This is a genomic window from Thiobacter sp. AK1, assembly GCF_039822265.1.
GTDB lineage: Bacteria > Pseudomonadota > Gammaproteobacteria > Burkholderiales > Thiobacteraceae > Thiobacter > Thiobacter aerophilum.
In genome coordinates this window covers 24,163-49,771 of record NZ_JBAJEX010000005.1, presented here as the reverse complement: position 1 = coordinate 49,771, position 25,609 = coordinate 24,163, and the positions used below count along the sequence as shown (strand labels likewise).

At 64.1% G+C, this 25,609-nt stretch carries 23 protein-coding genes; 17 read left to right on the top strand and 6 right to left on the bottom strand.

All coding sequences use genetic code 11. The features are described 5' to 3' along the window. Positions 1-39 precede the first annotated feature (39 nt). The 4 genes from V6E02_RS07560 (at position 40) to V6E02_RS07545 (ending at position 5,299) form a co-directional block, all read left to right on the top strand. Positions 40-363, top strand: a complete 324-nt coding sequence (locus V6E02_RS07560) for a c-type cytochrome (RefSeq protein WP_347308176.1) — start codon at positions 40-42, stop codon at positions 361-363. Positions 364-589: 226 nt separating this feature from the next. Further along, positions 590-2,509, top strand: coding sequence for a PrkA family serine protein kinase (locus V6E02_RS07555; RefSeq protein ID WP_347308175.1), 1,920 nt, complete (start codon positions 590-592; stop codon positions 2,507-2,509). Between the two features lie 10 nt (positions 2,510-2,519). Further along, positions 2,520-3,788 carry a YeaH/YhbH family protein gene (locus tag V6E02_RS07550; RefSeq protein WP_347308174.1) on the top strand — a complete coding sequence of 423 codons (1,269 nt, stop codon included), beginning with the start codon at positions 2,520-2,522 and terminating at the stop codon, positions 3,786-3,788. Then, on the top strand, positions 3,785-5,299 hold the full coding sequence (locus V6E02_RS07545; protein WP_347308173.1) for a SpoVR family protein: 1,515 nt from the start codon (positions 3,785-3,787) through the stop codon (positions 5,297-5,299). Before V6E02_RS07550 ends, V6E02_RS07545 begins: the two co-directional genes overlap by 4 nt. A gap of 96 nt (positions 5,300-5,395) precedes the next feature. On the opposite strand, the gene V6E02_RS07540 is transcribed toward V6E02_RS07545, so the two are convergent. Further along, on the bottom strand, positions 5,396-6,082 hold the full coding sequence (locus tag V6E02_RS07540; RefSeq protein WP_347308172.1) for a DUF2062 domain-containing protein: 687 nt from the start codon (positions 6,080-6,082) through the stop codon (positions 5,396-5,398). Between V6E02_RS07540 and V6E02_RS07535 the strand changes: the two genes are divergently transcribed. Next, the gene (locus V6E02_RS07535) at positions 6,044-8,344 is read left to right on the top strand and encodes a DNA internalization-related competence protein ComEC/Rec2 (RefSeq protein ID WP_430626783.1); all 2,301 of its coding nucleotides are present in this window, start codon (positions 6,044-6,046) and stop codon (positions 8,342-8,344) included. The two genes, V6E02_RS07540 and V6E02_RS07535, sit on opposite strands and share 39 nt — an antisense overlap. On the opposite strand, the gene V6E02_RS07530 is transcribed toward V6E02_RS07535, so the two are convergent. After that, complete coding sequence (locus V6E02_RS07530) at positions 8,316-8,627, bottom strand: PsiF family protein (RefSeq protein ID WP_347308170.1); 312 nt, start codon at positions 8,625-8,627, stop codon at positions 8,316-8,318. The two genes, V6E02_RS07535 and V6E02_RS07530, sit on opposite strands and share 29 nt — an antisense overlap. 89 nt (positions 8,628-8,716) lie before the next feature. After that, the gene (locus V6E02_RS07525; protein ID WP_347308169.1) at positions 8,717-8,926 is read right to left on the bottom strand and encodes a hypothetical protein; all 210 of its coding nucleotides are present in this window, start codon (positions 8,924-8,926) and stop codon (positions 8,717-8,719) included. Between the two features lie 117 nt (positions 8,927-9,043). Between V6E02_RS07525 and V6E02_RS07520 the strand changes: the two genes are divergently transcribed. Then, complete coding sequence (locus V6E02_RS07520) at positions 9,044-9,439, top strand: DUF3568 family protein (RefSeq protein ID WP_347308168.1); 396 nt, start codon at positions 9,044-9,046, stop codon at positions 9,437-9,439. Positions 9,440-9,470: 31 nt separating this feature from the next. Further along, positions 9,471-10,355 (top strand): hypothetical protein, encoded by an 885-nt coding sequence (locus V6E02_RS07515; protein ID WP_347308167.1) that lies wholly within the window; start codon positions 9,471-9,473, stop codon positions 10,353-10,355. 92 nt (positions 10,356-10,447) lie between these two features. Here V6E02_RS07515 and V6E02_RS07510 read toward each other — a convergent pair whose 3' ends face one another. Continuing rightward, positions 10,448-11,833 (bottom strand): aspartate ammonia-lyase, encoded by a 1,386-nt coding sequence (locus V6E02_RS07510; protein WP_347308166.1) that lies wholly within the window; start codon positions 11,831-11,833, stop codon positions 10,448-10,450. A 46-nt stretch (positions 11,834-11,879) separates the two neighbouring features. On the opposite strand from V6E02_RS07510, the gene V6E02_RS07505 reads away from it, so the two are divergent. Genes V6E02_RS07505 through V6E02_RS07490 form a run of 4 tightly spaced genes read left to right on the top strand, consistent with a single transcriptional unit; the run spans position 11,880 to position 14,938 of the window. Beyond that, positions 11,880-12,341: a TlpA family protein disulfide reductase gene (locus V6E02_RS07505; RefSeq protein WP_347308165.1), complete on the top strand. Its 462-nt coding sequence runs from the start codon at positions 11,880-11,882 to the stop codon at positions 12,339-12,341. A gap of 25 nt (positions 12,342-12,366) precedes the next feature. Further along, positions 12,367-12,885 (top strand): thioredoxin family protein, encoded by a 519-nt coding sequence (locus V6E02_RS07500; protein ID WP_347308164.1) that lies wholly within the window; start codon positions 12,367-12,369, stop codon positions 12,883-12,885. After that, positions 12,882-14,195 carry a TolC family protein gene (locus tag V6E02_RS07495; RefSeq protein WP_347308163.1) on the top strand — a complete coding sequence of 438 codons (1,314 nt, stop codon included), beginning with the start codon at positions 12,882-12,884 and terminating at the stop codon, positions 14,193-14,195. Before V6E02_RS07500 ends, V6E02_RS07495 begins: the two co-directional genes overlap by 4 nt. Next, on the top strand, positions 14,192-14,938 hold the full coding sequence (locus V6E02_RS07490) for an efflux RND transporter periplasmic adaptor subunit (RefSeq protein WP_347308162.1): 747 nt from the start codon (positions 14,192-14,194) through the stop codon (positions 14,936-14,938). The genes V6E02_RS07495 and V6E02_RS07490 overlap by 4 nt, the downstream gene beginning before the upstream one ends. A 7-nt stretch (positions 14,939-14,945) precedes the next feature. Here the strand turns inward: V6E02_RS07490 and V6E02_RS07485 are convergent, their stop codons facing one another. Both V6E02_RS07485 and V6E02_RS07480 read right to left on the bottom strand, forming a co-directional pair. Then, a complete protein-coding gene (locus V6E02_RS07485; protein WP_347308161.1) occupies positions 14,946-15,587 on the bottom strand; it encodes a lytic transglycosylase domain-containing protein in 642 nt (213 codons plus the stop codon). 5 nt (positions 15,588-15,592) lie between these two features. After that, positions 15,593-17,305 (bottom strand): proline--tRNA ligase, encoded by a 1,713-nt coding sequence (locus V6E02_RS07480; protein ID WP_347308160.1) that lies wholly within the window; start codon positions 17,303-17,305, stop codon positions 15,593-15,595. Between the two features lie 328 nt (positions 17,306-17,633). On the opposite strand from V6E02_RS07480, the gene V6E02_RS07475 reads away from it, so the two are divergent. The 6 genes from V6E02_RS07475 (at position 17,634) to V6E02_RS07450 (ending at position 25,604) form a co-directional block, all read left to right on the top strand. Beyond that, positions 17,634-18,422: a polyamine aminopropyltransferase gene (locus tag V6E02_RS07475; RefSeq protein ID WP_347308159.1), complete on the top strand. Its 789-nt coding sequence runs from the start codon at positions 17,634-17,636 to the stop codon at positions 18,420-18,422. Between the two features lie 226 nt (positions 18,423-18,648). Beyond that, positions 18,649-19,728, top strand: coding sequence for an efflux RND transporter periplasmic adaptor subunit (locus tag V6E02_RS07470; protein ID WP_347308158.1), 1,080 nt, complete (start codon positions 18,649-18,651; stop codon positions 19,726-19,728). A gap of 3 nt (positions 19,729-19,731) precedes the next feature. Continuing rightward, positions 19,732-22,812, top strand: coding sequence for an efflux RND transporter permease subunit (locus V6E02_RS07465; RefSeq protein ID WP_347308157.1), 3,081 nt, complete (start codon positions 19,732-19,734; stop codon positions 22,810-22,812). Then, positions 22,809-23,111, top strand: coding sequence for a DUF3240 family protein (locus V6E02_RS07460; RefSeq protein ID WP_347308156.1), 303 nt, complete (start codon positions 22,809-22,811; stop codon positions 23,109-23,111). The genes V6E02_RS07465 and V6E02_RS07460 overlap by 4 nt, the downstream gene beginning before the upstream one ends. Next, positions 23,108-24,412: a TolC family protein gene (locus V6E02_RS07455; RefSeq protein WP_347308155.1), complete on the top strand. Its 1,305-nt coding sequence runs from the start codon at positions 23,108-23,110 to the stop codon at positions 24,410-24,412. The genes V6E02_RS07460 and V6E02_RS07455 overlap by 4 nt, the downstream gene beginning before the upstream one ends. A 286-nt stretch (positions 24,413-24,698) precedes the next feature. Next, entirely contained in the window at positions 24,699-25,604 is a 906-nt protein-coding gene (locus tag V6E02_RS07450; protein WP_347308154.1) for a phosphate/phosphite/phosphonate ABC transporter substrate-binding protein, read from the top strand. Positions 25,605-25,609: the final 5 nt, after the last annotated feature.

Here is a 25,609-nt window from a genome sequence, read left to right as displayed (position 1 = left end):
CGTGCTCCATCGAGTCGTGTCTTGGCCAAGGGAGCGGTCATGCGTCATACATGGGTTTTGCTTTTCCTCATCTTAAGTCCCCTGGCCTCGGCTGTGGGAGAGACGCAGCGCAGTGGCGAAGCAGTTTATCGCGCCACCTGCGCGGCCTGTCACGATACCGGCGCCGCCGGGGCGCCCAAAATCGGCGACAAAAAGGCTTGGGCGCCCCGCATCCGGGAGGGTAAGCGGATGATGGTGAAAATGGCCATTCGCGGCATCCGTGGCATGCCGCCGCGCGGCGGCAATCCGGCCTTGAGCGATGAGGAAGTGGAGCGTGCCGTGGTCTATCTGCTCAACCAGTCGGGAGCGCGCTTGCGCGAGTGAGCACCGTCAGCCCACCCGGGCGCCTGCTCTTCGCCGGCATGAAAGGGTGTTCATGCCGGCAAAGATTATTTTGATCAAGTCGGCGCGAAACTGGCCGATAATGAGCACGTGGGTGCGTGGCACCAATCCCGTTCGGCCCGGTCCAAGGATCGGTGCCAAATTCCCGCAGGGCGGCAGTCGTTTGCCGCGAGGGTCGCGGTTCTCCATCGTGCAACGGGGGTGCTTCATGAGCCTGTTCAGTCAGTACATTGCCCGCTACCGTCGTGAGGAGGAGGAATACTCCCTCGACGAGTATCTCAATCTCTGCAAGAACGACCGCATGGCCTACGCCAGCGCTGCGGAGCGCATGCTGGCGGCGATCGGCGAGCCGGAGCTCATAGACACCCGGCAAGATCCGCGGCTGTCGCGCATCTTTTCCAACAAGGTCATCAAGCGCTATCCCGCCTTCAAGGATTTCTACGGCATGGAGGAGACCATCGAGCAGATCGTCTCCTATTTCCGCCATGCCGCGCAGGGGTTGGAAGAGAAGAAGCAGATCCTCTACCTGCTGGGACCGGTGGGCGGTGGCAAGAGCTCGCTGGCGGAAAAGCTCAAGCATCTCATGGAGCGGGTGCCCTTCTATGCCCTGAAGGGCTCGCCCGTGAACGATTCGCCCCTGGCACTGTTCTCTGCGGACGAGGACGGCGAGATCCTGGAGCAGGAATACGGCATCCCCCGCCGTTACCTGAACAAGGTGCTCTCGCCCTGGGCGGTCAAGCGGCTGCACGAGTACAACGGCGACATCACCAAGTTTCGTGTGGTCAAGCGCTGGCCTTCGGTGCTGGGCCAGGTGGGAATTGCCAAGACCGAACCCGGCGACGAAAACAACCAGGACATTTCCTCCCTGGTGGGCAAAGTGGATATTCGCAAGCTGGAGAAATACTCCCAGGACGATCCGGATGCTTACAGCTACTCGGGCGGCCTGTGCCTGGCCAACCAGGGCCTGCTGGAATTCGTGGAGATGTTCAAGGCGCCGATCAAGGTGCTGCATCCCCTGCTCACGGCGACCCAGGAAGGCAACTACAAGGGCACCGAGGGTTTTGGCGCCATCCCTTTCGATGGCATCATCCTCGCCCACTCCAACGAAAGCGAATGGCAGGCCTTCAAGAACAACAAGAACAACGAAGCCTTCCTCGACCGCATCTACATCGTCAAGGTGCCCTACTGCCTGCGCGTATCGGACGAGGTGAAGATCTACGAGAAACTGCTCAGGAACAGCTCGCTCGCGGAGGCGCCCTGTGCACCGGGCACGCTCACCATGCTGGCGCAGTTCTCGGTGCTCACCCGCCTCAAGGAGCCCGAGAATTCCAGCATCTATAGCAAGATGCGCGTGTACGACGGCGAGAACCTGAAGGACACCGATCCCAAAGCCAAGAGCTACCAGGAATACCGCGACTTCGCTGGCGTGGACGAGGGCATGACCGGGATTTCCACGCGCTTCGCCTTCAAGATCTTGTCCAAGGTGTTCAACTTCGACCACAGCGAGATCGCTGCCAACCCGGTGCATCTGCTCTACGTGCTGGAAAACCAGATCGAGCAGGAGCAGCTGCCGCCTGAGGTGGAGAGTCGCTACATTGCGTTCATCAAGGAATACCTGGCGCCCCGTTACGTGGAGTTCATCGAGAAGGAACTGCAGACGGCTTACCTCGAGTCCTATTCTGAGTATGGGCAGAACATCTTCGACCGCTATGTCACCTATGCCGACATGTGGATCCAGGATCAGGAATACCGCGACCCGGATACGGGTGAGATGCTGGACCGCGCCCAACTCAACGCCGAGCTGGAGAAGATCGAGAAACCCGCCGGGATCGCCAATCCCAAGGATTTCCGCCACGAAGTGGTGAATTTCGTGCTACGGGCGCGGGCCCAGAACCACGGCAAGAACCCGGCCTGGACGAGTTACGAGAAGCTGCGCGCGGTGATCGAGAAGCGCATGTTTTCCAGCACCGAGGACCTGCTGCCCGTGATTTCCTTCAACGCCAAGGCGTCCAGCGAGGAGCAGAAGAAGCACCAGGAATTCGTGCAGCGCATGGTGGCCAAGGGCTACACGGAGAAACAGGTGCGCCTCTTGGCCGAATGGTATCTGCGTGCGAGGAAAACCTCCTAAGGCCGCCGGCATGAGTCAGTTCGTCGATCGCCGTCTCTCTGGCAAGAATCGCAGCGCCGTCAATCGCCAGCGCTTCCTGCGCCGTTTCAAGAGCCAGATTCGGCAGGCGGTGCGGGAGGCGGTGTCAGGCCGTAAGGTGGCCGACCTAGAACGGGGCGAGAAAATTTCCATCCCCGCGAAAGATCTCTCGGAGCCGGTTTTCCATCACGGTCCGGGTGGCCGGCGGGTCATCGTCCATCCGGGCAACCGCGAGTTCGTCACCGGCGACCGCATCGACCGTCCCGAAGGCGGCGCGGGCCAGGGCGGCGGCGGGGGCTCGCCCGATGGTGAAGGCTTGGACGAATTTGTGTTCGAGCTCTCACGCGAAGAGTTCATGAATTACTTCTTCGAGGACCTGGCCTTGCCCGATCTGGTGAAGAAGCAGCTCACCGCCGTGCCGGAGGTCAAGCGTGTGCGGGCCGGCTTCGTGAGCCAGGGCAATCCCGCGAACCTGCACGTGGTGCGTTCCATGAAACAGGCCATAGGCCGCCGGCTCGCCATGTCCGCTGGCGCGCGGCACCGCCTGCGTGAGGCGGAAGAGGCGCTAGAGGAACTTAAGGCGCGGGGTCTCGCTGCCAGCCCTGAAGCCGAGGCACTGCGTGAGGAGATCGAGGATCTGCGCGCGCGGGTGGCGGCGGTTCCTTTCCTGGATACTTGGGACCTGCGCTATGCCCACCGCATCGATCAGCCCCAGCCCACTAGTCAGGCAGTGATGTTTTGCATCATGGACGTGTCGGGCTCCATGGACGAGCAGCGCAAAAACATCGCCAAGCGCTTCTTCATGCTGCTCTACCTGTTCCTCACCCGCAGCTACGAAAAGATCGACCTGGTGTTCATTCGCCACCACACCGTGGCCATGGAAGTGGACGAAGAGGACTTTTTCCATTCGCGGGAAACGGGCGGTACGGTGGCATCCAGTGCGCTGGAGCTCATGTACGAGATCATCCGTGAGCGCTATCCCAGCGCTGCTTGGAACATCTACTGCGCCCAGGCGTCAGACGGCGACAATTGGGAAGGGGATTCGCCGCGCTGCCGCGACCTTCTGCTCCACTCCATCCTGCCCGTGGTGCAGTACTACGCCTATGTGGAGATCGAGTCGGAACATCCCCAGAGCCTGTGGCACGAGTACGAATACGTGAAGTCGCTTTATGCCCACCAGTTCGCCATGCAGCGCATCCGCGGCTTGGAGGACATCTACCCCGTGTTCCGCGAACTGTTCCGCAAGAAGGTCACGTCATGAAGGAGGACGCGCCCGTGGGTGAACGCCGACCCATTTCCGAAGGCTCCGACTGGAACTTCGATCTCCTGCGCGCCTATGACCGGGAGATCGCTCGCGTCGCGGCTCATTATGGGCTGGATACCTATCCCAACCAGATCGAGATCATCACCTCGGAACAGATGATCGATGCCTACTCTTCTGTGGGCATGCCCGTGGGCTACCACCACTGGTCCTTCGGCAAGCACTTCATGGCCACACAGAAGAGCTACAAACGGGGACAGATGGGGCTCGCCTACGAGATTGTCATCAATTCCAACCCCTGCATCGCCTATCTGATGGAGGAGAACACCATGACCATGCAGGCACTGGTAATCGCCCATGCCTGCTACGGCCACAACTCCTTCTTCAAGGGCAACTACCTGTTCCGCACCTGGACCGATGCCGAGGCCATCTTGGATTACCTGGTTTTTGCGCGCAACTTCGTCGCCGAGTGCGAGGAACGTTATGGCGAAGAAGCAGTAGAGGAAATCCTTGATTCCTGTCATGCGCTGATGAACTATGGCGTGGACCGCTACAAGCGTCCGGCGCGGCTGTCGATGGCCAAGGAGCAGGCGCGCCAACGTGAACGGGAGGAATATCTGCAATCGCAGGTGAACCTACTCTGGCGCACCCTGCCGGTGAAGGAAGCCGCTGAGCGGGAGCAACGGGAGGAACGCTTCCCGGCCGAGCCGCAGGAGAACCTGCTTTACTTCATCGAAAAACACGCGCCGCGCCTCGCGCCCTGGCAGCGGGAGCTCGTGCGCATCGTGCGCAAGATCGCCCAGTATTTCTACCCGCAGCGCCAGACCCAGGTGATGAACGAGGGTTGGGCAACCTTCTGGCATTACACCCTGCTCAACCATCTCTACGAGGAGGGGCGGCTCACCGATGGCTTCATGATCGAGTTCCTGCAGTCCCACACGAATGTCGTCTATCAACCGCCCTTCTACAGCCGGGCGTATAGCGGCATCAATCCTTACGCGCTGGGCTTCAACTTATTCCGCGACATCCGCCGCATTTGCGAGCACCCCACGGAGGAAGACCGCCGCTGGTTCCCAGAGCTGGCGGGCGCCGACTGGCGCAAGGTATTGGACTTCGCCATGCGCAACTTCAAGGACGAAAGCTTCATCGCCCAATATCTCTCGCCGCACCTCATCCGCGAGATGCGCCTGTTCGCCGTGGCGGACGACGACCGCGAAGAGCAACTGGAAGTGGCAGCCATCCACGACGAGGCCGGTTATCAGCAGGTGCGGCGCTGGCTCGCCGATCAATACAACCTAGGTCAGCGCGAACCCAACATCCAAGTGTGGGAGGTGGACCTCTACGGCGACCGCTCCCTCACCCTGCGCCACTTCATGCACGAGCGCCGGCCCTTGGGCGAAACCACGCCGGAAATGCTCAAACATATCGCCCGCCTCTGGGGCTACGACGTCTATCTCGAGAGCGTGGACGAGAGCGGCGAGGTCCAGTTCGCGGGCGAATGTCGCGTCTAACGTTCGTTTGGCGTTGACTGCCGCCGTCTAATACTGCTTCGTTGTATTTCCTTAGTTCCGGCTCTTTCGGCTGCTGCCAGGGTCATGATGCTTGCGTCATGACCGTGGTACATTCCTGCGTTGGCGGCGCCGCCACTGGAGCACCACTCCCAGCCGCCACAGCAGGCGCACCGTAAAGTAGCCGAGAAGCGCCAGGCTGGCGCCCAGGATCAGCACGCCAACCAGCAGTGTGGGGCCCAGCGAGGCGACCCAATGGAAGAAGGCGGGAATGGCCGCCAGCCAGTTGCCCTGCCAGTCGAACTCGAAGCCAGATACCTGGGGGCCGGAGTTGGGATAGATCCAGCGCCCGATCTTGTAGGCGATCAAGTACAGGGGCACGAAGGTGAACGGGTTGGTGTAGAGGGTGGTGAGTACCGCCACGGGTAGGTTTACCCGGAACACCACCGAGAGAATCGCGGCAAACAGCATCTGCACCGGTCCCGGGATGAGGCCGGTGAACAGTCCCACCGCCACGCCGCCCGCCACCGACCGGCGGTTAAAGTGCCAGAGGTTGGGGTGATGGAGGAGGGGAGCCAGCCAGCGCACCGCGCGGTGTTCGCGCACATGCTTGGCGTCGGGGAGATATTTACGCAGGTGATGCTTCATGGGGGCGATGTGAGAGCGCTCATTGTAGCGTTTGTCCTGGGCGTTGCGTGGTTGCAGCAGCAGGCGCTGCTGCCGAGCTGGACAGCCGCCCTCTGGATCGTGCCCGCTGTGGTCGCAGGGCTGGCGCTGCTCCCGCATAGCCGCCTGCTTGCGTGGATCATGCTACTGGCCGCAGCTTTTGCTGCGGGCTACTCCTATGCCGGCTGGCGTGCGGCGCTCCGGCTGGCGGATACTTTGCCCCCGGCGTGGGAAGGACGCGACATCCAGGTCGTGGGGGTCGTGGCGGGACTGCCCCAGGTGAGCGAACGAGGATTGCGTTTTGCCTTCGACGTGGAACAGGTGCTCACCCCGGGCGCACAGGTGCCGCATGGCATCCAGCTCTTCTGGTTCCGGCGCGGCGAGGAAGCGGAGGAAGGCGCACATCTCGATCCAGCGCGGCTGCGTGCTGGCGAGCGCTGGCAGTTCCGTGTGCGCCTGAAGCGGCCCCATGGCACGGCCAATCCCTACGGCTTCGATTACGAATACTATCTGCTGGAGCGCGGCATCCGTGCCACCGGCTACGTGCGCAAAGACCCCGAGAACTTCCGCATCGACAGCTTGGTCATTCGCCCCGCCTATTTGGTGGAACGGGCCCGGGACCACATCGCCCGTCAAATGCGTGAGGCGTTGGCGGGCGCGCCGTATGCAGGCGTTCTGATCGCCCTTGCCATCGGCGATCAGGGGAGCATTCCCCAAGATCAGTGGCGGGTGTTCACCCGCACCGGAATCAATCATCTGGTGGCCATTTCCGGGCTGCACGTCACGCTCTTTTCGGGGCTTGTGTTCGCCCTGGTCCAGTGGGGATGGCGGCGAAGCGCGCGCCTGACCCAGCTGTGGCCCGCGAAGAAAGTCGCGCTCATCGGCGGTGTAACCGCGGCCTTCGCCTATGCCCTCCTCACCGGCTTTGCGGTACCCGCGCAGCGTACGTTCTACATGGTCGTGGCGGCCGCTCTGGCGGTTTGGCGCGACCGCTACACTTCGCCATCGCGCGTGCTCGCCTTCGCCCTCGCTGTGGTGGTGCTGCTCGATCCATGGGCGATCAAGGCAGCGGGGTTTTGGCTGTCGTTCGGCGCCGTGGCTCTCATCTTCTACGTGGCAAGTCATCGCCTCGCGCGGCCGGGGCGTCTCCTGGAGGCGGCGCAGGTGCAGTGGGCGGTGACGGTGGGCCTCATTCCGCCGCTTATGGTGCTGTTCCAGCAAACCTCGCTGGTCTCGCCCCTGGCCAATGCCTGGGCCATTCCTCTGGTGAGTTTCCTAGTGGTGCCCCTGGTCCTCATCGGCGCCTTTCTCGGACTCGCGGCGCCCTTGCACCTCGCCCATGCGTTATTCGCACTGGGCATGCTACCGCTCGCCTGGCTCGCGGCGCTGCCCGCTGCGGTCTGGCAACAGCACGCGCCCCCGTTATGGACGGCGCTAGTGGCGAGCCTCGGCGCGGCCTGGCTGCTCGCGCCGCGGGGCTTTCCCGGACGCTGGGCGGGCGCGTGTGCTTTTCTGCCCCTGTTTCTGCTCGCGCCACCGCCCCTTCCGACGGGTGTGGTGGAGGCCACGGTGCTGGACGTGGGGCAGGGTCTAGCGGTGGTGCTGCGCACGCGCGAACATGCACTGCTGTTCGACGCCGGCCCGCGCTTCGACAGCGATGTGGATAGTGGCAGCCGCATCGTCCTGCCTTACCTGCGCGCCATGGGTGTGAGGCGACTGGATGGGCTGGTGGTGTCTCACGCTGACAACGATCACGCGGGCAGCGCCGGTGCAGTGCTCGACGGCGTGCCCGTTGGCTGGTTCATGGCTTCTTTGCCTGCCGAAGACCCTCTGCGACTGCGGCGGACGGATGCCCAGCCTTGCCGGGCGGGCACGCAGTGGCGCTGGGATGGTGTGGACTTCCGTCTTCTCCACCCCTCGGCGCAGGCGCTCGCCACATACCGCAAGGCCAATGACCGCGGCTGTGTGCTGCAGGTGGAGGCTGCCGGCAGACGTCTGATCATCGCTGCGGATATCGAGGCCCGCGCGGAGCGGGAACTGGTGAGCCGGCTGGGTCGCACGCTGGCAAGCGATGTCCTGGTGGTGCCCCATCACGGCAGTCGCACCTCCTCCAGCGTCGAATTCATCGCCAGCGTGGCACCAGACTGGGCGGTGTTTACCGTGGGCTACCGCAACCGCTTCGGTCATCCCAAGGCGGAGGTGGTGGAACGCTACCGGTTGTTTGGCAGCCGGCTACTGCGCAGTGACGAGAGTGGAGCGGTGATCTTCCGGCTCGGACCGAGCGGCATCGACGTGGCCGAGGAAAGAAAGGTGCATCCCCGCTACTGGCGTAGCGGGGCAACCGAGACGGAACTTATTTCTTCTTCAGGCACTGGCTCATGAATTTCTTGCGCTCCTCACCTTTGAGGCCTTTTTCCTTTGCTTCACGGTTGCAGTCGGCCATGCGCTGCTGCTGTTCGGTGCGCGCCGCGGCGGGCTGGCTACCACCCTTCAGACACTGGCTCATGAAGGACTTGCGCTCGTCTCCTTTCAGGCCTTGCTTGCCCGCCTCCTCGTTACAGTGACGCATGCGCTCCTGTTGCGGGGTGGGGGCTTTTTCTTCCCTGGCATGGGCAACGGAGAGGGTGGTGAGCGCCAAGGTCAGGGCGAGCAGGATTTTTTTCATGACGGTTTCTCCTCCAGATCGAATACGGTTGAAACGAAACAGGCGATGACAAAGTCATCGCCTGTGATTCTACGCCGAATCGAGCCTGCTTACTTGGCCGCGGGCGCGTTGCCTTCGCCGGAAGCGGCAGGCTTGTGGGCACGCTTGTGGGCGCGTTTGTGGGCCTGCTTCTTGGCCGGGGCGCTGGCCGTCTTGGCCGGCGCGGCGGCGGGTTCGGCCGGCGCGGCAGCATCGGCGGCAAAGGCGCTGGTGGCCAGGGCGAAGGAGGCGGCGATCAGGGAAGCGAAGAATTTGCTCATGCTAAAGTCCTTTCTTAAACAATCGTTAAACGAAGGCGCACGGGGACCGTGCTAAGGTCAGTAACGCGCCGCCTTTCGCCCGGTTGACAGGCTGGCGCAAATTTTGAGGAGTAAGACATGAAGCCCATACGCAACCTGGCCCTGATCGGCTCGGCTGCCTTGATTTTGGGCGGCTGCGAGGCCGCCGCCTTGACGGCTTTGGGGGTGGGCGCCTCGGCGGGGGTATCCCACACCTTGAGCGGGATCACCTACCGCACCTTCGCCGAGCCCCTGCCCAGGGTGAAGACGGCCAGCCTCAAGGCTCTCAATAGGATGCAGATCAAGGTCGCTCAGACATCCAAGATCGATAATGGCGAGGCGATCAAGGCCAAGGCGGCCGATCGCGACATCGACATCGAGCTGGAAGCCTTAAGCCCCAACACCACCCGCATGCGGGTCACGGCGTCCCAAGGGCTGTTCAAGGACAGTGCGACGGCCACCGAAATCATCATGCAGACCGAGCGTTTCCTCTGACGCCGGCTGCAACACGCGAAAGGAGCCATCCATGGTCACACGTCACGTGATGCGAAACATTGCCCTCGGTCTGCTGTTCATGGGCATGGGTCATGCCTGGGCGGGGACAGATGCGGACCTTAAACGCGAGGCTGCGACGACGGACAAGCTCACCTCAAGCCAACCGGCGACTGAGGTGACGAGTCGCTTCGCCCGGGATTTCGCCCAATTTGCCGGCTCCCAGGAAAACGCCGAGGCCCTGATCTCAGGCCTGCGTAGCGGCACGCCCATTACCCTCAGCGGCGTCTCGGCCGCCGGCACCACCACGACCACAACCATCACGCCCCCCACCCGGCCCATGGGCTATGGCAATACCTACATCAGCCTGAGTCTGGCCAAGACCCAGCTCGCCCAGTACGGCATCACGGATCCCACGCCAGAAGTGCTGAAGGCCGCACTCACCGGTGGCAGCTTCACGGTGACCAAGGTTGCACCGGACGGCACGGTGAGCACCCAGACCGTCACCCTGGAGGGTATCCTCAACCAGCGCGCCGCCGGCATGGGCTGGGGGCAAATCGCCCAGGCCAATGGCTTCAAGCTGGGTCCTGTCGTGAGCAGCATGAAGGCTGCCAATCACAACTTCGCCGCTGGCAGGACGGCCGCCGTGGCTGTTCCCCGCGCTGCCAAGGTCGAGCAGGCGAGCAGCCACCGCCATGCTTACGGAAAAGGCATTACCACGGCGGCAAGTGGCGGCGGCGTGGTCTATGGCACGCGCGAGCTTAAGCCGGACAGTCACGTGGCCAAGGCCGAGGGCGCACCCATGGGGGGCGGACAAGGTGGTAGCAAAGCCCCGATGACCCCCGTTGGACTCACCCATGCCGCCGGTGCCGCACCCGGCATGAGCGCCAATGCGCCCGGGCACACCAAGGCGCGTTAGCGCGCCAGGGGTGGTGTGGGAGCGGCTTTAGCCGCGAGTCTTCACAACCGTGGCAGGGGGCTGCGGGCGCGGCTTTAGTCGCAATGCCCCCATCAATCGATCCGCCCGTCGCGCGCCGCCTTAAGCACCAGGGCGTCGAATGCTTCCGCGCTCATGATGCCGTGGGCGGCGACGATCTCCCGCACCGGCTTACCGGTCTTTTCCGATTCCTTGGCGATTTCCGCGGCCTTCATATAGCCGATGCGGGGGTTGAGCAGCGTCGCGAGCCCCACGCTGGCATGGATGAATTCGTAGCAACGCGCCCGGTTCACCTTCAGCCCTTTCAGGTTCCTTTCCGTGGCCGCCGCGACGGCATGGGTGAGCCAGTCCATGGCATCGAACAGGGCGGAGCCCAACGCCGGCATCATGACATTGAGTTCCAGCTGGCCCGCCTGGGTCATCCAGGCCACCGCCGCATCCTGTCCCAGCACCTGGTAGCAGACCTGATTGAGCATCTCGAACATCACCGGATTCACCTTGCCCGGCATGATGCTGGAGCCCGGCTGCACCGGCGGTAGGGTGATCTCGCCTAGCCCGGTGCGCGGTCCCGAGGCGAGGAGGCGAATGTCGTTGCTGATGCGCGTAAGTTCCAGCGCGAGGCTACGGATGGCCCCCGACAGGCGCTGCAGGTCGTACATGGATTGCATCTGGGCGGTGAGATCGCTTGCCACGATGGGTTCTCCCGTCAGACGCGCGAGTTCCTCCGCGACCCGCTGGGGATAGCCCGGCGCGGTGTTGAGCCCGGTGCCCGCCGCTGAGCCTCCCAGGCCGATTTCGCACAGGCGCGGCCGCACGGCTTCCAGTTCTGTGATCACCCGGCGCAGTATCCAGCCGTAGGCCGCGAATTCGCGCCCGATGGTGGTAGGGACGGCATCCTGCAAATGGGTGCGGGCGCTTTTCACTGTATCGCGTTCCTCGCGCCCGATGCGCTCGAATTCCGCCGCCATGGTTTCCACCGCGGCTTTAAGACGCGGCAACTTCGCCAGACAGGCCAGACGAATCGCAGTGGGAATGGTGTCGTTGGTGCTCTGGCCCATGTTCACGTGGTCGTTGGGATGGATGGGCTTGTACTCGCCTTTCTTCCCGCCCAGCGCCACGTTGGCCAGGTTGGCGATTACCTCGTTGGTGTTCATGTTGTGGCTGGTGCCCGCTCCCGCCTGGAAGCGGTCCACCACGAACTGATCGAGAAACTCACCGGCAAGAATGCGTTCGCAGGCGGCGACGATGGCATCGCGGCGTTGGGCATCCAGCCACCCCGGCTGGCAGTTGGCGCGCGCCGCCGCGAGCTTGATGAGCACATGGGCCTTGATAAAATCCACGTCCGGCTTGCGCCCGGAAATGGGAAAATTCTCCACGGCGCGCGCCGTCTGGATGCCGTACCAGGCGTCTGCGGGAACTTTGAATTCGCCCAAAGAGTCTTTTTCGATGCGGTAATTCATGGTGGCTGGGTTCCGGCAAAAAGTCACATTTTAAGGGAGCAGGACCATGTTGCGACGTCTCCTTGCCGTTCTTTTGCTGGGACTTGCGCCCCTCGCGAGTTCGGCCTTCACCCTGACCGATACCCAGGGCAAAACTCATCGCCTCGCCGATTACCGGGGCAAATGGGTGCTGGTCAACTTCTGGGCCACCTGGTGTCCACCTTGTCTCGAGGAAATGCCGGATCTGCAGAAACTGCACGAGACCCGCAAGGATTTGGTGGTGATCGGCATTGCCATGGACTGGCGCGATCCGGAATACGTGAAGAAATTTGCCGACGATTTGTTCGTGACCTTCCCCATCGTTCTGGGTAACCCCCAGATCGCCGGTCAGATCGGTCAGGTGCAAGGCCTGCCCACCACCTATTTATACGATCCCGAAGGCCGGCTCGCCGCCTACAATGTGGGCGCGTTGACACGCGCCGCGGTGGAAAGCTACATTGCCCGCAAATCGGCGCCGGCAAAAAAATAGGCGCCCACGACAAGAGGAGACACCCATGCTGCGCGCGCTTTTCTTCGCCGGCCTGATGCTGGTCAGTTTCGCGACGCTCGCCGAGAAGCGGGACGTGAATCAGTATTTCTTCGACCAAAAGTTGGGCGATTTCAAAGCCGAGCTGGCCACTGCCCGGGCGGAGGGCAAGAAGGGCATCCTGCTCATGTTCGAGCAGGAGGACTGTCCCTGGTGCCATCGCATGAAGGAGACCATCCTCAATCAGAGCGAAGTGCAGGACTACTTCAAGAAGCACTTTCTGATCTACTCCATCGACATCAAGAACGAGCTGGCCATGGTGGACTTCAAAGGCAAGCAGACCACAGAAAAGGCATTCGCGGCTGAAAACCGCGTGCGCGCCACGCCGGTGTTCCTGTTCTTCGATCTCGATGGCAATCCCATGTACCGTTTCACCGGCGTGGCCAAGGACCCCAAGGAATTCCTGCTCTTGGGCCGCTACGTGGTGGAAGGCCTTTACAAGACCACCCCATTCAACGTGTACAAGACCCAGGCCGCCGCACAATGAGGTTCGTCCTACATGGTCTGGGCATGCTGGCGGCCCTGTGTTGTCTGTTTGAGACAGCCACTGTGGCCGCGCAAGGCGGAGTGCTCACCTTGGCCGAAGCGCTCAAGGCCGCCGATGCCCCCCATCCCGAACTGGAAGCCGCACGGGCCGAGCGTTCCCTGGCGGCGGCCGAGCTCGAGTTGGCAGGGACGCGCAGTGACGCCAGCCTGACTCTGGAAGGCCGCCTGCAGCGGGTGCAGCCTGCGTTGCGTGCAACCGACACTGATTTCATCTCGGACAATAGCGTCCGCCTGGTGGCGCGCAAGAACCTATGGGATTTCGGGCGCACGCAGCGCGGCGAGGAAGCCGCCCGTCTTACGCTGGAGGCGCGTGAGCTCGGCCTGATGGATCGGCGCGACCAGCGCCGGCTGGACATCATGGCCCGCTACTTCGACGTGTTGCTGGCCGATCTGCGCTATACGGTGGACAACGAATATCTGGCAGTCGCCTATGTGGCCTTCGATCAGGCGCGCGATCGCGCCGAGCAGAAGCTTCTCTCCCAGGTGGACGTGGCCGAACTGGAGGCGCGTTCCCAGGCGTGGCTCGTACGCCGCGCGGAGAGCGAAAAGCGCCAGCGTCTTGCGCGGGCGCTACTCGCCGATGCCATGAACCGGCCGGGCGAGTTACCCTCCGAACTGGAGGACCCGGCGCTGCCGGATAACGAGCGTCCCCTACCTGATTATGAGGTGCTGGTTGCCGCCATGCTGGAGAACAATCCACGCCTCAAGGCCCAGCAGCAGTTGCTGGCTGCGTCGCAACAGCGCCTGGAGGCCATTCGCGCCGAACGCAACCCGCGCCTAGACGCGGAGCTGGAGCTTGCCGACTATGCCCAGCGTCCCTTGAGTGGCCGTGATCAGGTGCGCGCGGGCGTGGTGCTCTCCTGGCCCTTCTACCAGGGGCGCACGGTGTCTGCTGCGCTGGCGCGGGAACAGGCACAGTTCCAGAAGCTGCAGGCGGAGCGTGAGCAGCTCAAGCGGGATCTCACTCAGGCCTTGCTCGCGGCTTGGTTGGATGCTGACCATTTGCGCCGCATTGCCAGGCGCGCCGCCAAGGTGGAGGCTGATTTTCGCGATCTCGCCCTGGAGCGCGCGCGCGGCCAGTACGAAATGGAATATCGCACCAACCTGGGCGATTCCATGGCCAAGACCATGGAGGCCAAGCTCGCTAGCCGCAGCGTGGAATATCGCCTCGCCCTGGCGCTGGCCAAGATCGAGGCCCTGGTGGGCCGTCCCCTTGCCCAACTCGCACAGAGCAAAGGAGCACAACCGTGATCAAGCATTCCTTTTGGCTGCTTGGGCTTTTCGCCGTGCCGGTCTGGGCCGCGGATCTGGCGGCAAGCCTACACTGGGCGCAGCGTGTGGAACTGGGCACGGCCGTCTCCGGCATCGTGCAAACGGTCGCGGTTAAGCCTGGTGACCGGGTAAAGAAGGGCCAGGTGCTCGTAAGCCTGGACGCCACGGCCTTCAGCGCGCAGGTGGCCGAGGGTCAGGCCAGTGTTGCTCAGGCCCAGGAGGAAGAAAAGGATGCCAAACGGAACCTAGATCGCGTACAGGAGCTCTACAACCGCACTGTGATCGCGGCCACCGAGCTGGAGGCGGCGCAGTTACGCCATGCCCGCGCCCAGGCGCAGCTTACGGCAGCGCGTGCGCGTCTGGCCGCGCTTAACAAGCAGCTTAGGGATACCACAGTGCGCGCACCCTTCGACGGTGTCGTGCTCAAGCGTCAGGTGGAACCCGGGCAGGCAGTGGCCAGCCAATTGAAGCCGGAGCCTCTCATCGTGCTGGCGCGGACGGGTGAGATGGTGGCGCGCGGGCTGGTGGCACTGCCCGAGGTCAGGACGCTCAAGCCGGGACAAGCGGTGGAGGTAGAAGTGGAGGGACGCCGCTATCCGGGCCGCGTGCGGCTGGTGGGATTGGAGCCGGTAGGGCCCAAGGGCGAGTATGCGATCGACGTGGTATTCCCGGTTGAGGACATCCTGCGGGCCGGCACGCCTGCGGTGATTCGGCTACCGTGACGCGGCCTCAACCTGGCTGGCGCGGCAGCGTCTGTCCCGCGGTGCGCCGGTTTTCCTCGTAGTTCCACGCCCAGCGGGTCTTCCACGCGCCCACCACCATGTTGGGATAGTCGGGCTGGCCGAGGCTGCCGTTGTAGCGGCCCAGGGCGCGGAAGAGATTGCCGTTTTCCATGTCCAGGTAGTGGCGCAGGATGGTGCAGCCGTAGCGCAGGTTGGTGCGCAGGTGGAACAGGTTGTGTTCCGGCGTGCCGATGAGCTTCACCCAGAAAGGCATCACCTGCATGTAGCCGCGCGCCGAGGCCGAGGACACGGCGTACTTGCGGAAGCCGCTCTCCACCTGGATGAGACCCAGCACCAGCTGTGGATCCAGGCCCGCGCGGGTAGCCTCATAATGCACCGTCACCAGGAAATCGCGCCGCTCGGCTGCATCCGGCATGAAGCGTTCCAGCCGTTTCGACATGGCGGCAAGCCAGGCCTCTGCTTCCCGGGGATCGCGCGTGACGATACGCGGCGCGGCCGTGTCGGCCACACTCTTGGACAGAGCCGCACGCACGCTGGCGGAGAGCTCCTCATAGACCTGGGCGCCGGCCAGACTCACGCCCGGTACAGCGAATGCCGCCAGTAAAAGCAGGACGCGCCAGCCCTTCATCCTGTTCAGACCTCCGACAGCACTTTCGTTTTCAGGAAGGCCACCGCCTCGGTGAGGCTTAAGGGGGTGGCGGTTACATCGCGCCGTCCCTGATACTCGATGCGCCCTTCCTTGAGGTTGCGCTCCCCCACCACGATGCGGTGAGGAATGCCGATTAGCTCCATATCAGCAAACATCACGCCAGGTCGCTCATCTCTATCATCCAAAAGGACTTCCAGTCCCGCCAAGGTAAGCTCACTGTAAAGTTTTTCGACAGTTTCCCGCACGGCGTGAGACTTGGAAAGCCCAATGGGCACGATGGCCAGGTCGAAGGGCGCCATGGCTCGCGGGAAGATGATGCCCCGCTCGTCGTGGTTCTGTTCGATGGCCGCCCCCACGATGCGCGACACGCCGATGCCATAGCACCCCATTTCCATCGTGCGTGCCTTGCCTTCCTCGTCCAGGAAGGTGGCGTGCATGGCTTCCGAATATTTGGTGCGCAACTGGAAGATGTGGCCTACTTCGATGCCGCGGCAGATCATGAGCGAGCCCTTGCCGTCGGGGCTCGGGTCACCTGCCACCACGTTGCGGATGTCCGCCACCCGAGGCTCCGGCAGATCGCGGCCGAAATTCACCCCCGTGAGATGGAAGCCGTCCTCGTTGGCGCCGCACACGAAATCCGCCATCACCGCCACCGAGCGGTCCGCGATCATGGGCAGCGTGAGTCCCACCGGTCCCAGGGAGCCAGTGCCGCAGCCCACCGCCTCACGGATGCGGGTGTCGGAGGCGAAGCCCTTGAGCTGGCCGACTTCCGGCAGCTTACCCACCTTGACCTCGTTGAGCTCGTGATCGCCGCGCAAAAGCAGCGCGACCAAGCCGTGGCTGCCTTCCACGATCAAGGTCTTGACCACCTGCTGCGGCGGAACGTCCAGCAAAGCACAGACCTCGGCGATGCTATGGGCGCCCGGCGTGGCGACTTTCTGCATGGGGCGCGACGGCGCGGGGCGCGGCGTCGCGGGGGGCATCGCCTCGGCCAGTTCCACGTTGGCCGCGTAGTCGGAGGTGGGGCAGAAGGCGATGGCGTCCTCGCCGGAATCCGCCAGCACGTGGAATTCATGGGAGCCGGTGCCGCCGATGGCGCCGGTGTCCGCCGCCACGGCACGGAATTTCAGGCCCAGGCGCTCGAAGATGCGCGTGTAGGTTTCGTACATCACGCGGTAGGTGGCCTCAAGGCTTGCCAAATCGGCGTGGAAGGAATAGGCGTCCTTCATGATGAATTCCCGTGCGCGCATCACGCCGAAGCGGGGACGAATCTCGTCGCGGAACTTGGTTTGGATCTGATAGAAGTTCACAGGCAGCTGGCGATAGCTGCGGATCTCTCGCCGCGCGATGTCCGTGATGACTTCCTCGTGGGTCGGGCCGAAGCAATAGTCACGTTGGTGGCGATCCTTGATCTTGAGCATCTGCGGCCCGAACAGCTCCCAGCGTCCCGTCTCCTGCCACAATTCCGCCGGCTGCACCGCCGGCATCAGGAGTTCGATGGCGCCGGCCTTGTTCATTTCCTCGCGCACGATGGCTTCCACCTTGCGCAGCACCCTCAAGCCCAGCGGCATCCACGTATACAGACCGCTGCCCAGGCGGCGGATGAGCCCCGCCCGCAGCATGAGTTTGTGCGATACGAGCTCGGCTTCCGCAGGCGCTTCCTTGAGGGTGGACAAGAAAAAGTGGCTGACGCGCATGATTTTGTTGTGGAATGAGAAAGGGCCGAAATTATAACGCGGAAGCGCGGAGCCCGGCTTGATTGATAAGATCGCGGCTTAAGCCGCTCCCGCCACTGGTTTCGGCAGTTGCGGTAGGCATTCTATTGAGCATTACGTAAGTAGGTGACACCTTTGTGTCGTCCCCGCGAAAGCGGGGACCCAGGAACATGGCGAGGCATACCCTGGATTCCCGCTTTCGCGGGAATGACGTTTGACTTACGCAGCCTGTCAACGACTTACGTAACGCTCAATAGCGGCCATGCGGCGGTCCTTGGATGAGGCACGGGCGGGTGGTATAAAGCGGCGCATGGGATTTTTGGCGAAGTGGCGGATCCACCGACAGGCGCGCGCCGGCACGCGGGTGGAGGTGAGCGAGAAGGATGGGGTGCGCACACTGCACCTGGGCAATGACACGGTGCAGTCCGCCATGCGTCTGAACCAGCCCTTCCAGCTGGAACTCGCCTATACACGCGCCATGCTGGCCTGCCTTTTGTTCCATCGCGCACCGCGGCGTTTTCTGATGATCGGGTTGGGTGGCGGCTCGCTGCCCAAGTGGGTCTGGAAGCACCTACCGGAGGCCGACACCACGGTGGTCGAGATCGATCCGGAGGTGGTCACCGTGGCGCGCCAGTTCTTCCACGTGCCGCCGGACGATGGACGCTTGCGCGTGGTGGTGGCGGACGGGGCCGAGTATGTGCGGGCGCACCGCGGCCCGTGGGATATCCTGATGGTGGACGGCTACGACGAACACTGCCAGGTGGAAGCCCTCACGACTGCCGAATTCTATCGAGACTGTCGCAACGTCCTGGCCGAGGACGGCATGCTGGTGATCAACCTCTGGAGCTGCGACGGCAACTTCAACACGCTGGTGGAACGCTTGTTCCATGTCTTCGACGATCTCGTGCTGCTGCTACCTGCCGGCAGCCACAGCAATGTGGTCGCTCTGTGCTTCAACAGAAGTCCCAATCATCCCCGCTGGGACGACCTGCGCCAGCGCGCGCTGGAACTGGGTGCGCGCCATGACATGGATTTCCGCGTGTGGGTCGATGGCCTGCGCCGTCTCAATCTGCACAACCTGCGGCGACTTCTGATCTGACCCGTTCACGCCTGCCGCGGCCTGGCTTAAGACTCGCTGTCTTAAGCCAGCGGTAAGCCGCTCTTTGACCAGGGCGGCTAGAATGGCGGCCGTGCTGCTTTCGTTCGCTAGGGTGGGTGCGTGGCTCCACTCCATAAGTGCCTAACCGGTCCCAAATCATTGGCCGAAAGCAGTCCAACCCAGTTCGCAGAAAGGTCCGTTCATGTGGGTCGCCCGGGTCTCTTGCATGGTCGTCTTCTTCCTCTTCGCCTTGCCTGTTGCCGCGGCTGCGGCCGAGCCGCCGCTGGCGGTTTCCCTTACCCCGGCCCAGATGCAGTCGCTGGGGGTGGTGACCCAGGCGTTGCCGGCTGCGCAGGCCGCGACGGTGCGCCTGCTGCCTGGCCGCGTGACCATCCCGCCTTCCCAGATCCGGGTCGTCGCCGCGCCCGTGGCGGGGTTGGTGGAGCAAGTGCGTGTGGCGGCCCAGCAGACGGTGAGCGCGGGGACGCCTCTGGCCGTACTGGCAAGTCCCATGCTGCTTGAAGCACAGCGCGAGTACCTGCAGGCGGCAAGCCAGTTAGGCCTGGCGGAGACGACCTTGCGTCGCGAGGAGGCTCTCCATCGCGAAGGCATCATCGCCGAGGGGCGGCTTTTGGCTGCGCAAGCGGCCCACGCCCAGGCACAGGCGGCTTATGCGGAGCGGCGTCAGGTGTTGCGCCTGTACGGCATGAGTGAGGCGGCCATCGCCGCCTTGACGGCTGCGCGCGGCCTGTCGGGCACGCTTAACCTCGTTGCACCCGCCGCGGGGGTGGTGCTGGAGCAGCTGGTTCAGCCGGGGCAGCGGGTGGAGGCCAACACGCCCCTGTTCCGGATCGCGCGCTTGGCACCCCTGTGGATCGAGTTGCAGGCAGGCTTGGCGGATGGATTGGCGATTCGCCCCGGTGCGCGGGTGAGCGTGGACGGTGCGCGCGGACGGGTGGTGGCGGTGGGCGCGAGCATGGACGCTGCCAGCCAATCGCTGCCGGTGCGCGCGGAGCTGACGACTGGGCTTGGCGCCTTGCGTCCCGGTCAGTTCGTCGAGGCACGCGTGGAAAGCGCGGCAGCGGGGCGGGCCTGGCGACTGCCAGCGGCGGCGGTGGCACGCCATCAGGGACGGGCTCATGTCTTCGTTAAGACACGTGGAGGCTTTGCCATGATGCCGGTCACGCTGCTGGAGGAAGAGGCTGGGCAAGTGGTGGTGAGCGGCAATTTGCCGGATCAGGCGCAAGTCGCGGTCAAGGGCGTGGCGGCGCTGAAGGCCATGGTTACGGGTGTGGGCCAGGACTGACGCATGCTTGGCCGCCTCACCGAATTCGCGCTCAGCCAGCGTCTGCTTGTGGGGGTGCTCACCTTGCTGTTGGTGGGGGCGGGCGTGATCGCGTTCCGCGACCTGCCCATCGACGCCTTTCCCGATGTCTCCACGACCCAGGTGAAGCTGGTAATGAAGGCGCCGGGCATGACGCCGGAGGAAGTGGAGGCGCGCATCACGACACCCATCGAGCTGGAGATGCTGGGTATTCCCCATCAACGCGTGCTGCGCTCGGTGTCCAAGTATGGGCTGGCGGACATCACCATCGACTTCGAGGACGGCACCGACATCTACTGGGCGCGCCAGCAGGTGGCGGAACGTCTAAACGGCATTCTGGGCGCGCTGCCGCCGGGTGTGGGCGGGGGGCTTGCGCCTATCACCACGCCGCTGGGCGAGATGTTCATGTTTACCGTGGAGGGCGGGGGGCTGAGCCTCGAAGCGCGGCGCAGCCTGCTGGAATGGGTGATCCGTCCGCAGTTGCGCACCCTGCCTGGTGTGGCGGACGTCAACACCTTGGGGGGCTACGCCCGCGCCTTCGAGGTGGCGGTGGATCCGGTCCGGCTTTCGGCACGGGGCGTGAGCATGGCCGAGCTGGAAGCGGCGCTTGTCAACAACAATCGCAACGACGGCGCCGGGCGTCTCCACGATGGCGAGGAAGTGCTGGTGGTGCGCGCGGAGGGCGCGGTGCGCACCCTCGCAGATCTTGCGGCCATCGTGGTGACGCGACGCGACGGCCAAGTCGTGCGGGTGGGCGATGTGGCCACGGTGCGGGTGGGTAGCCTCACTCGTTATGGCGCTGTGACCCGCGATGGACGCGGCCAGGCCGCGCAAGGCCTGGTACTAGGCCTGCGTGGTGCCAATGCGCGGCAGGTGGTGCAGGGTGTGCGCGCCAAGCTCAAAGAAATCGAAAGAAGCCTGCCTCCCGGGGTGAGAATCGAAGTGTTCTACGACCGTGGCCACCTGGTGGAACGAGCGGTGGGCACGGTGGCGCGCGCGCTGGCGGAGGCCATCGTGCTGGTTCTGGTGCTGCTGCTTTTGTTTCTGGGCAATCTGCGCGCGGCGCTGGTGGTGGCCTTGACATTGCCCCTGGCGGCCCTGGCCACCTTCATCCTCATGCGTCTTTCGGGCATGTCGGCCAATCTCATGAGTCTGGGCGGGCTGGCCATCGCCATAGGCATGCTGGTGGATGCGGCGGTGGTAGTGGTGGAAAACATAGTGACCCATCTCGCCCAGCGCCGTGCGGAAAGCCCCGTGCCGCATCTCCATGTCGTCTATCGCGCGGTGCGTGAGGTGGCCGTCCCGGTCGCCTCCGGTATTGCCATCATCGTCATCGTCTTCCTGCCGCTGCTCACGCTACAGGGATTGGAAGGCAAGCTGTTCATCCCGGTGGCGCTCGCGATCGTGTTCGCCCTGTCCGCGTCGTTGCTGCTCGCGCTCACCGTGATTCCGGTGGCTTCGTCGTTTTTGCTCACCCACGTGGGCCATGGCGAGCCCTGGCTACCACGCAAACTGTCTGCCCTGTACCGGCCGCTATTGGCGTGGGCACTGGCCCACCAGAAACAGGTCGTGGTGGTGGCGCTGGTCCTCCTCGCGGCCACGGCCATCGTGTACACCCGCATCGGCAAAACCTTCATGCCAACCATGGACGAGGGCGACATCATCATGCAGCTGGTGAAACTGCCTTCCATTAGCCTAGAGGAGTCCACACGCCTGGATCTCGCCGTGCAGCGGGCGGTGCTCGCGCGGGTGCCGGAAGTGCGGGGCATCGTCGCCCGCACCGGTTCCGACGAGCTGGGGCTCGATCCCATGGGTTTCAACGACACCGACAGCTTCCTCGTGCTCAAACCCCGCAACGAGTGGCGCAAGCCGGACAAGGAATGGCTTACCGATGAGTTGCGCAAGGTGATGGCAGCGTTCCCGGGCGTGGCGGTGAATTTCACGCAGCCCATCGAGATGCGGGTGTCAGAGATGCTCACCGGCGTGCGGGGTGACGTGGCGGTGAAGGTGTTCGGGCCGGACGCCGCCACCCTGGATGGACTGGCGCGCAGAATCGAGCAGGTGCTGCGTCAGGTGCCGGGCAGCCAGGACGTCTATACGGTAAAGAACGAGGGGGTGCAGTATCTGCAAATCGATATCGACCGCCTCGCGGCTGGGCGCCTGGGTTTCAACGTGGAAGACATCCAGAACGCGCTGCGTGCCCTGGTGGAAGGCCGCATACTGGGCGTGGTGGTGGAACCGGGCCGGCGTACGCCGCTTTTGCTGCGTGGTGACGATGCCCTGCGTCGGGGAGCGGATGCCCTCGCTCGCGTGCAGCTGGTGACACCGGCAGGCCAGGTGCCGCTTTCCGCCGTGGCGCACATTCGCCGCACGGATGGGCCGGTGAAAATCGAACACGAAAACGCGGCGCGCATGGCGGTGATCCAGTCTAACGTGCGCGGGCGGGATTTGGTGGGCTTCGTGACCGATGCCAGGGCGGCGGTGGCGGCACGTGTGCCGCTGCCTGCTGGCTATCGTCTCGAATGGGGCGGCCAGTTCGAAAACCAGCAGCGTGCCGCGGCGCGTCTATCCATCGTCGTGCCGGTGGCGCTGTTGCTCATCTTCCTCCTGTTGTTTGCCACCTTCCGCTCCGTGCGGCAGGCGCTTTTGGTCCTCACCAACATTCCCTTCGCCATGATCGGTGGTGTGTGCGCCCTCTGGATCTCCGGGGAGTATCTCTCGGTGCCAGCTTCGGTTGGCTTCATCGCACTGCTTGGCATCGCGGTGCTCAATGGCGTGGTGATGGTGAGTCATTTCAACCAGTTGCTCGCCCAGGGCATGAGCCTGGCGCAGGCCGTGGTGGAAGGCGCCCAGCGTCGCCTGCGACCCGTGCTGATGACGGCCTCCATCGCCGCCTTCGGCCTGGTCCCGCTGCTGTTTGCCACCGGGCCCGGATCGGAGATCCAACGTCCGCTCGCCATCGTGGTCATTGGCGGTCTGGTCACCTCCACGCTACTCACCCTCGTGCTGCTTCCCATCCTCTTCTCCCGTTTCGGCGTCGAATCCGCCAAGGAGCGCGTGACATGATGACTTGTCTCACCATCGTCCTGCCCCGCAGCCTGGAGGAGGCCCTGGTAGACCACTTGCTGGAACATCCGGAATGGGTGCCAGGATTCACGACCCAGGTGGTAGACGGTCACGGTCGAGGGGTGGTGTACCGCGGCAGCGCCGAGCAGGTGCGTGGTCGCGTGGTGCGCGTGATGGTGCAAATCGTCACCGAGCGCGACAAGGCCGATGCTTTGCTTGCACACCTGCGCGAGAGCCTCGTTAGTCCAGAGATCGCCTGGTGGACCATGCCGGTGTCTGGTTTCGGGAGGCTGGCATGAAACGCGCGTGCCTGCTGTCGCTCACGCTTATCGTCGCCACCGCCCACGCCGCCGAGGAGTTGGCTGTGCCCGATTTGCCGCCGCCGTCGGTGGTGCGCCAAGTGCTGGAGCGGGTGCCGAGTGTGGTGGCGGCCCGCGCCGGCATTGGCATGCAGGAAGCCACCCGCAAACGTCTTCTTGCCGGACCGCACGAAACCGTGGTGCGCGTCACGGGGCAAGAGCGGGATGTGCGTGCCGCGCCCACCGCGCAATACAGGGAGTGGGACCTGGCTGTGGAGCGGACGCTACGGCTGCCGGGTAAGGCCGCGTTGGATGGGGCCCTGGGCGAGCAAGGCGTGACCCAGGCCCGGCTGGCGCTGGGCGATGCGCTACACGAGGCGGCGCGGAGCTTGCTCAAAGGTTGGTTCGCCTGGCTCAAGGAGCGCAGCCAAGCCGCGCTCTGGGAGGAACAGGTGGCTTTGTTGCAACAACAACTCGTGGCGGTGGACAAGCGCATCCACGCCGGCGATGCCCCTCGCCTGGAACGCCTTGCGGCGCAGGCGGCCCTCGCCCAGGCCGAGGCCAATCGCGCCCAGGCCCGCTTCCGAGCGCAGGCAGCGGCCACCGAACTCATGCGTCGTTTCCCCGGCCTCACCCTGCCGGATGCCGTGCAGATCGCGCAACCGCGCCCGGTGGAATTCGATGGCGCGTACTGGCGCGAGGAGGTGCTTGCCCACAACCATGAGCTGGCTGCCGCCCAGGCGGAAACGCGGCGGGCGCGCCTGGCGCTGACGCGGGCCGAGGCCGAGCGTATACCCGATCCCACCGTGGGTGTGCGCGCCGCGCGGGAGCGGGGCGGCGAGGAGCACATCATTGGCCTGACACTGACCGTTCCCTTGGGCGGTGCGGCGCGCGCCGCGGCAGTGGACGCAAGCCGCGCCGAAGCCGACATGGCCGCTCAGCGCGAGGCTGTGGTTGCGGCCAAGCTCGCCGCGGAAGCCGAGAACCTGTTTCATGGCGCGCAGGCGGCGTATGCCGCGGCGATGGCCCAGGCCTCGGCGGCGCGGGAAATGGAAGCGGCGGCGGCGCTGGCCGCTCGCGCCTATGCCTTGGGCGAAGGCGGCCTGTCCGGTGTATTGACTGCGCGCCGGCTCGCCCTCGAGGCGCGGCTGGCTGCAAGCCTCGCAACCCTCGAGGCCAATGAGGCGCGCTACCGGCTCCTTCTGGATGCCCACCGCCTTTGGGCCATCGATCCCGACGAGCATGACCACGCGCCGAAGCAGCTGCCTGACGTACCGCGCGGGCAAAAGCCACAGCCCTGATGGGGCCGGGGCGTAGGCGCGGCCCTGTTCCACTCGGGATATTCGAGGGTTTATGGGCGTGCTTCTTCGCGCATCGCGTTCCTGATCGCCTGAGCGCAGGCATACCGCTGCCAAAGCGCCTTCCACCGCGCAGCAAAAAACGCCGTTGACTGCGATCCGAGTCGTCCCTTCGCTGGGCCTCATTCTCTTTTTGGTTTTTCGTCAAAATGTCTTTTGCTACCATGTCTGGCATGAGGTCCGGGCCGCACGGGGTGCGGTGTGACACGAAACGAACAAGGGAAGACCCATGCGACGATTTTGGGCGGCAATCTTTTTTCTCGCCCTCGCCACCAGCCATGCCGCGGAATACCGCCCGACGCCCGTGAACCCCGGGGGGGGACGCGCGCAAGCGACTTACGTATTTGGCTTTCACCCCCATCTCAATCCCCAGGAGCTGGTCGCCGCGTATCAACCCATACTCGATTACCTGGAGCAGCACATTCCGAACGTGAAGTTCCAGCTGGAGGGGGCGAAGGATTATTCCGAATTCGAGGCGCGGCTCGTGGCCCGGCGTTACCACTTCGCCCTGCCCAATCCGGTTCAAACCCTGATCGCCCAGCGCGTGGGCTACCACGTGATCGCCAAGAATTTTCCGGACGAGGATTTCCGCGGCGCCCTGGTCACCCGTGAGGGCCGCATCACTGGGTTGAGGCAACTGTCGGGCGAGACCCTGTGCTTTCCCTCGGCGACAGCGGTGGCGGCGACCCTCTTGCCCCTCTGGTATTTGCACCGTCATGGGGTGGACGTGAAAAGTTTGCGATTGCAATACACGGGCACCCAGGTGGCGGCCCTGCTCAATGCGGGCGCCGGCGATGCCGCCGCCTGCGGCGTGTCGGTACGCTTCCTGCGCGCCTTCCAGCGCGACGAGCCGAACAAGGCGGCGCGCCTTGCCGTGCTATTCGTGACGGATCCCTCGCCGCACAATGCCATCGTCGCACGGGCAGACGTGCCGGCGGCGCTCAAGGAGAAAGTCGCGGCCACGTTGGCGGCGATGGCAGCCGATCCTACGGTGGATGCCAGCCGCTTCAAACTGGGCCAGCACCGCTTCGAACGGGCCAGCGATGAGACCTACCGGCCCTTTCGTGCCTTCCTCGAGCGTTATGACGCCGAGATCGGGCTGCCTGCCGCCCTCAAACCAGTGATCGCCCGCTGACTGTC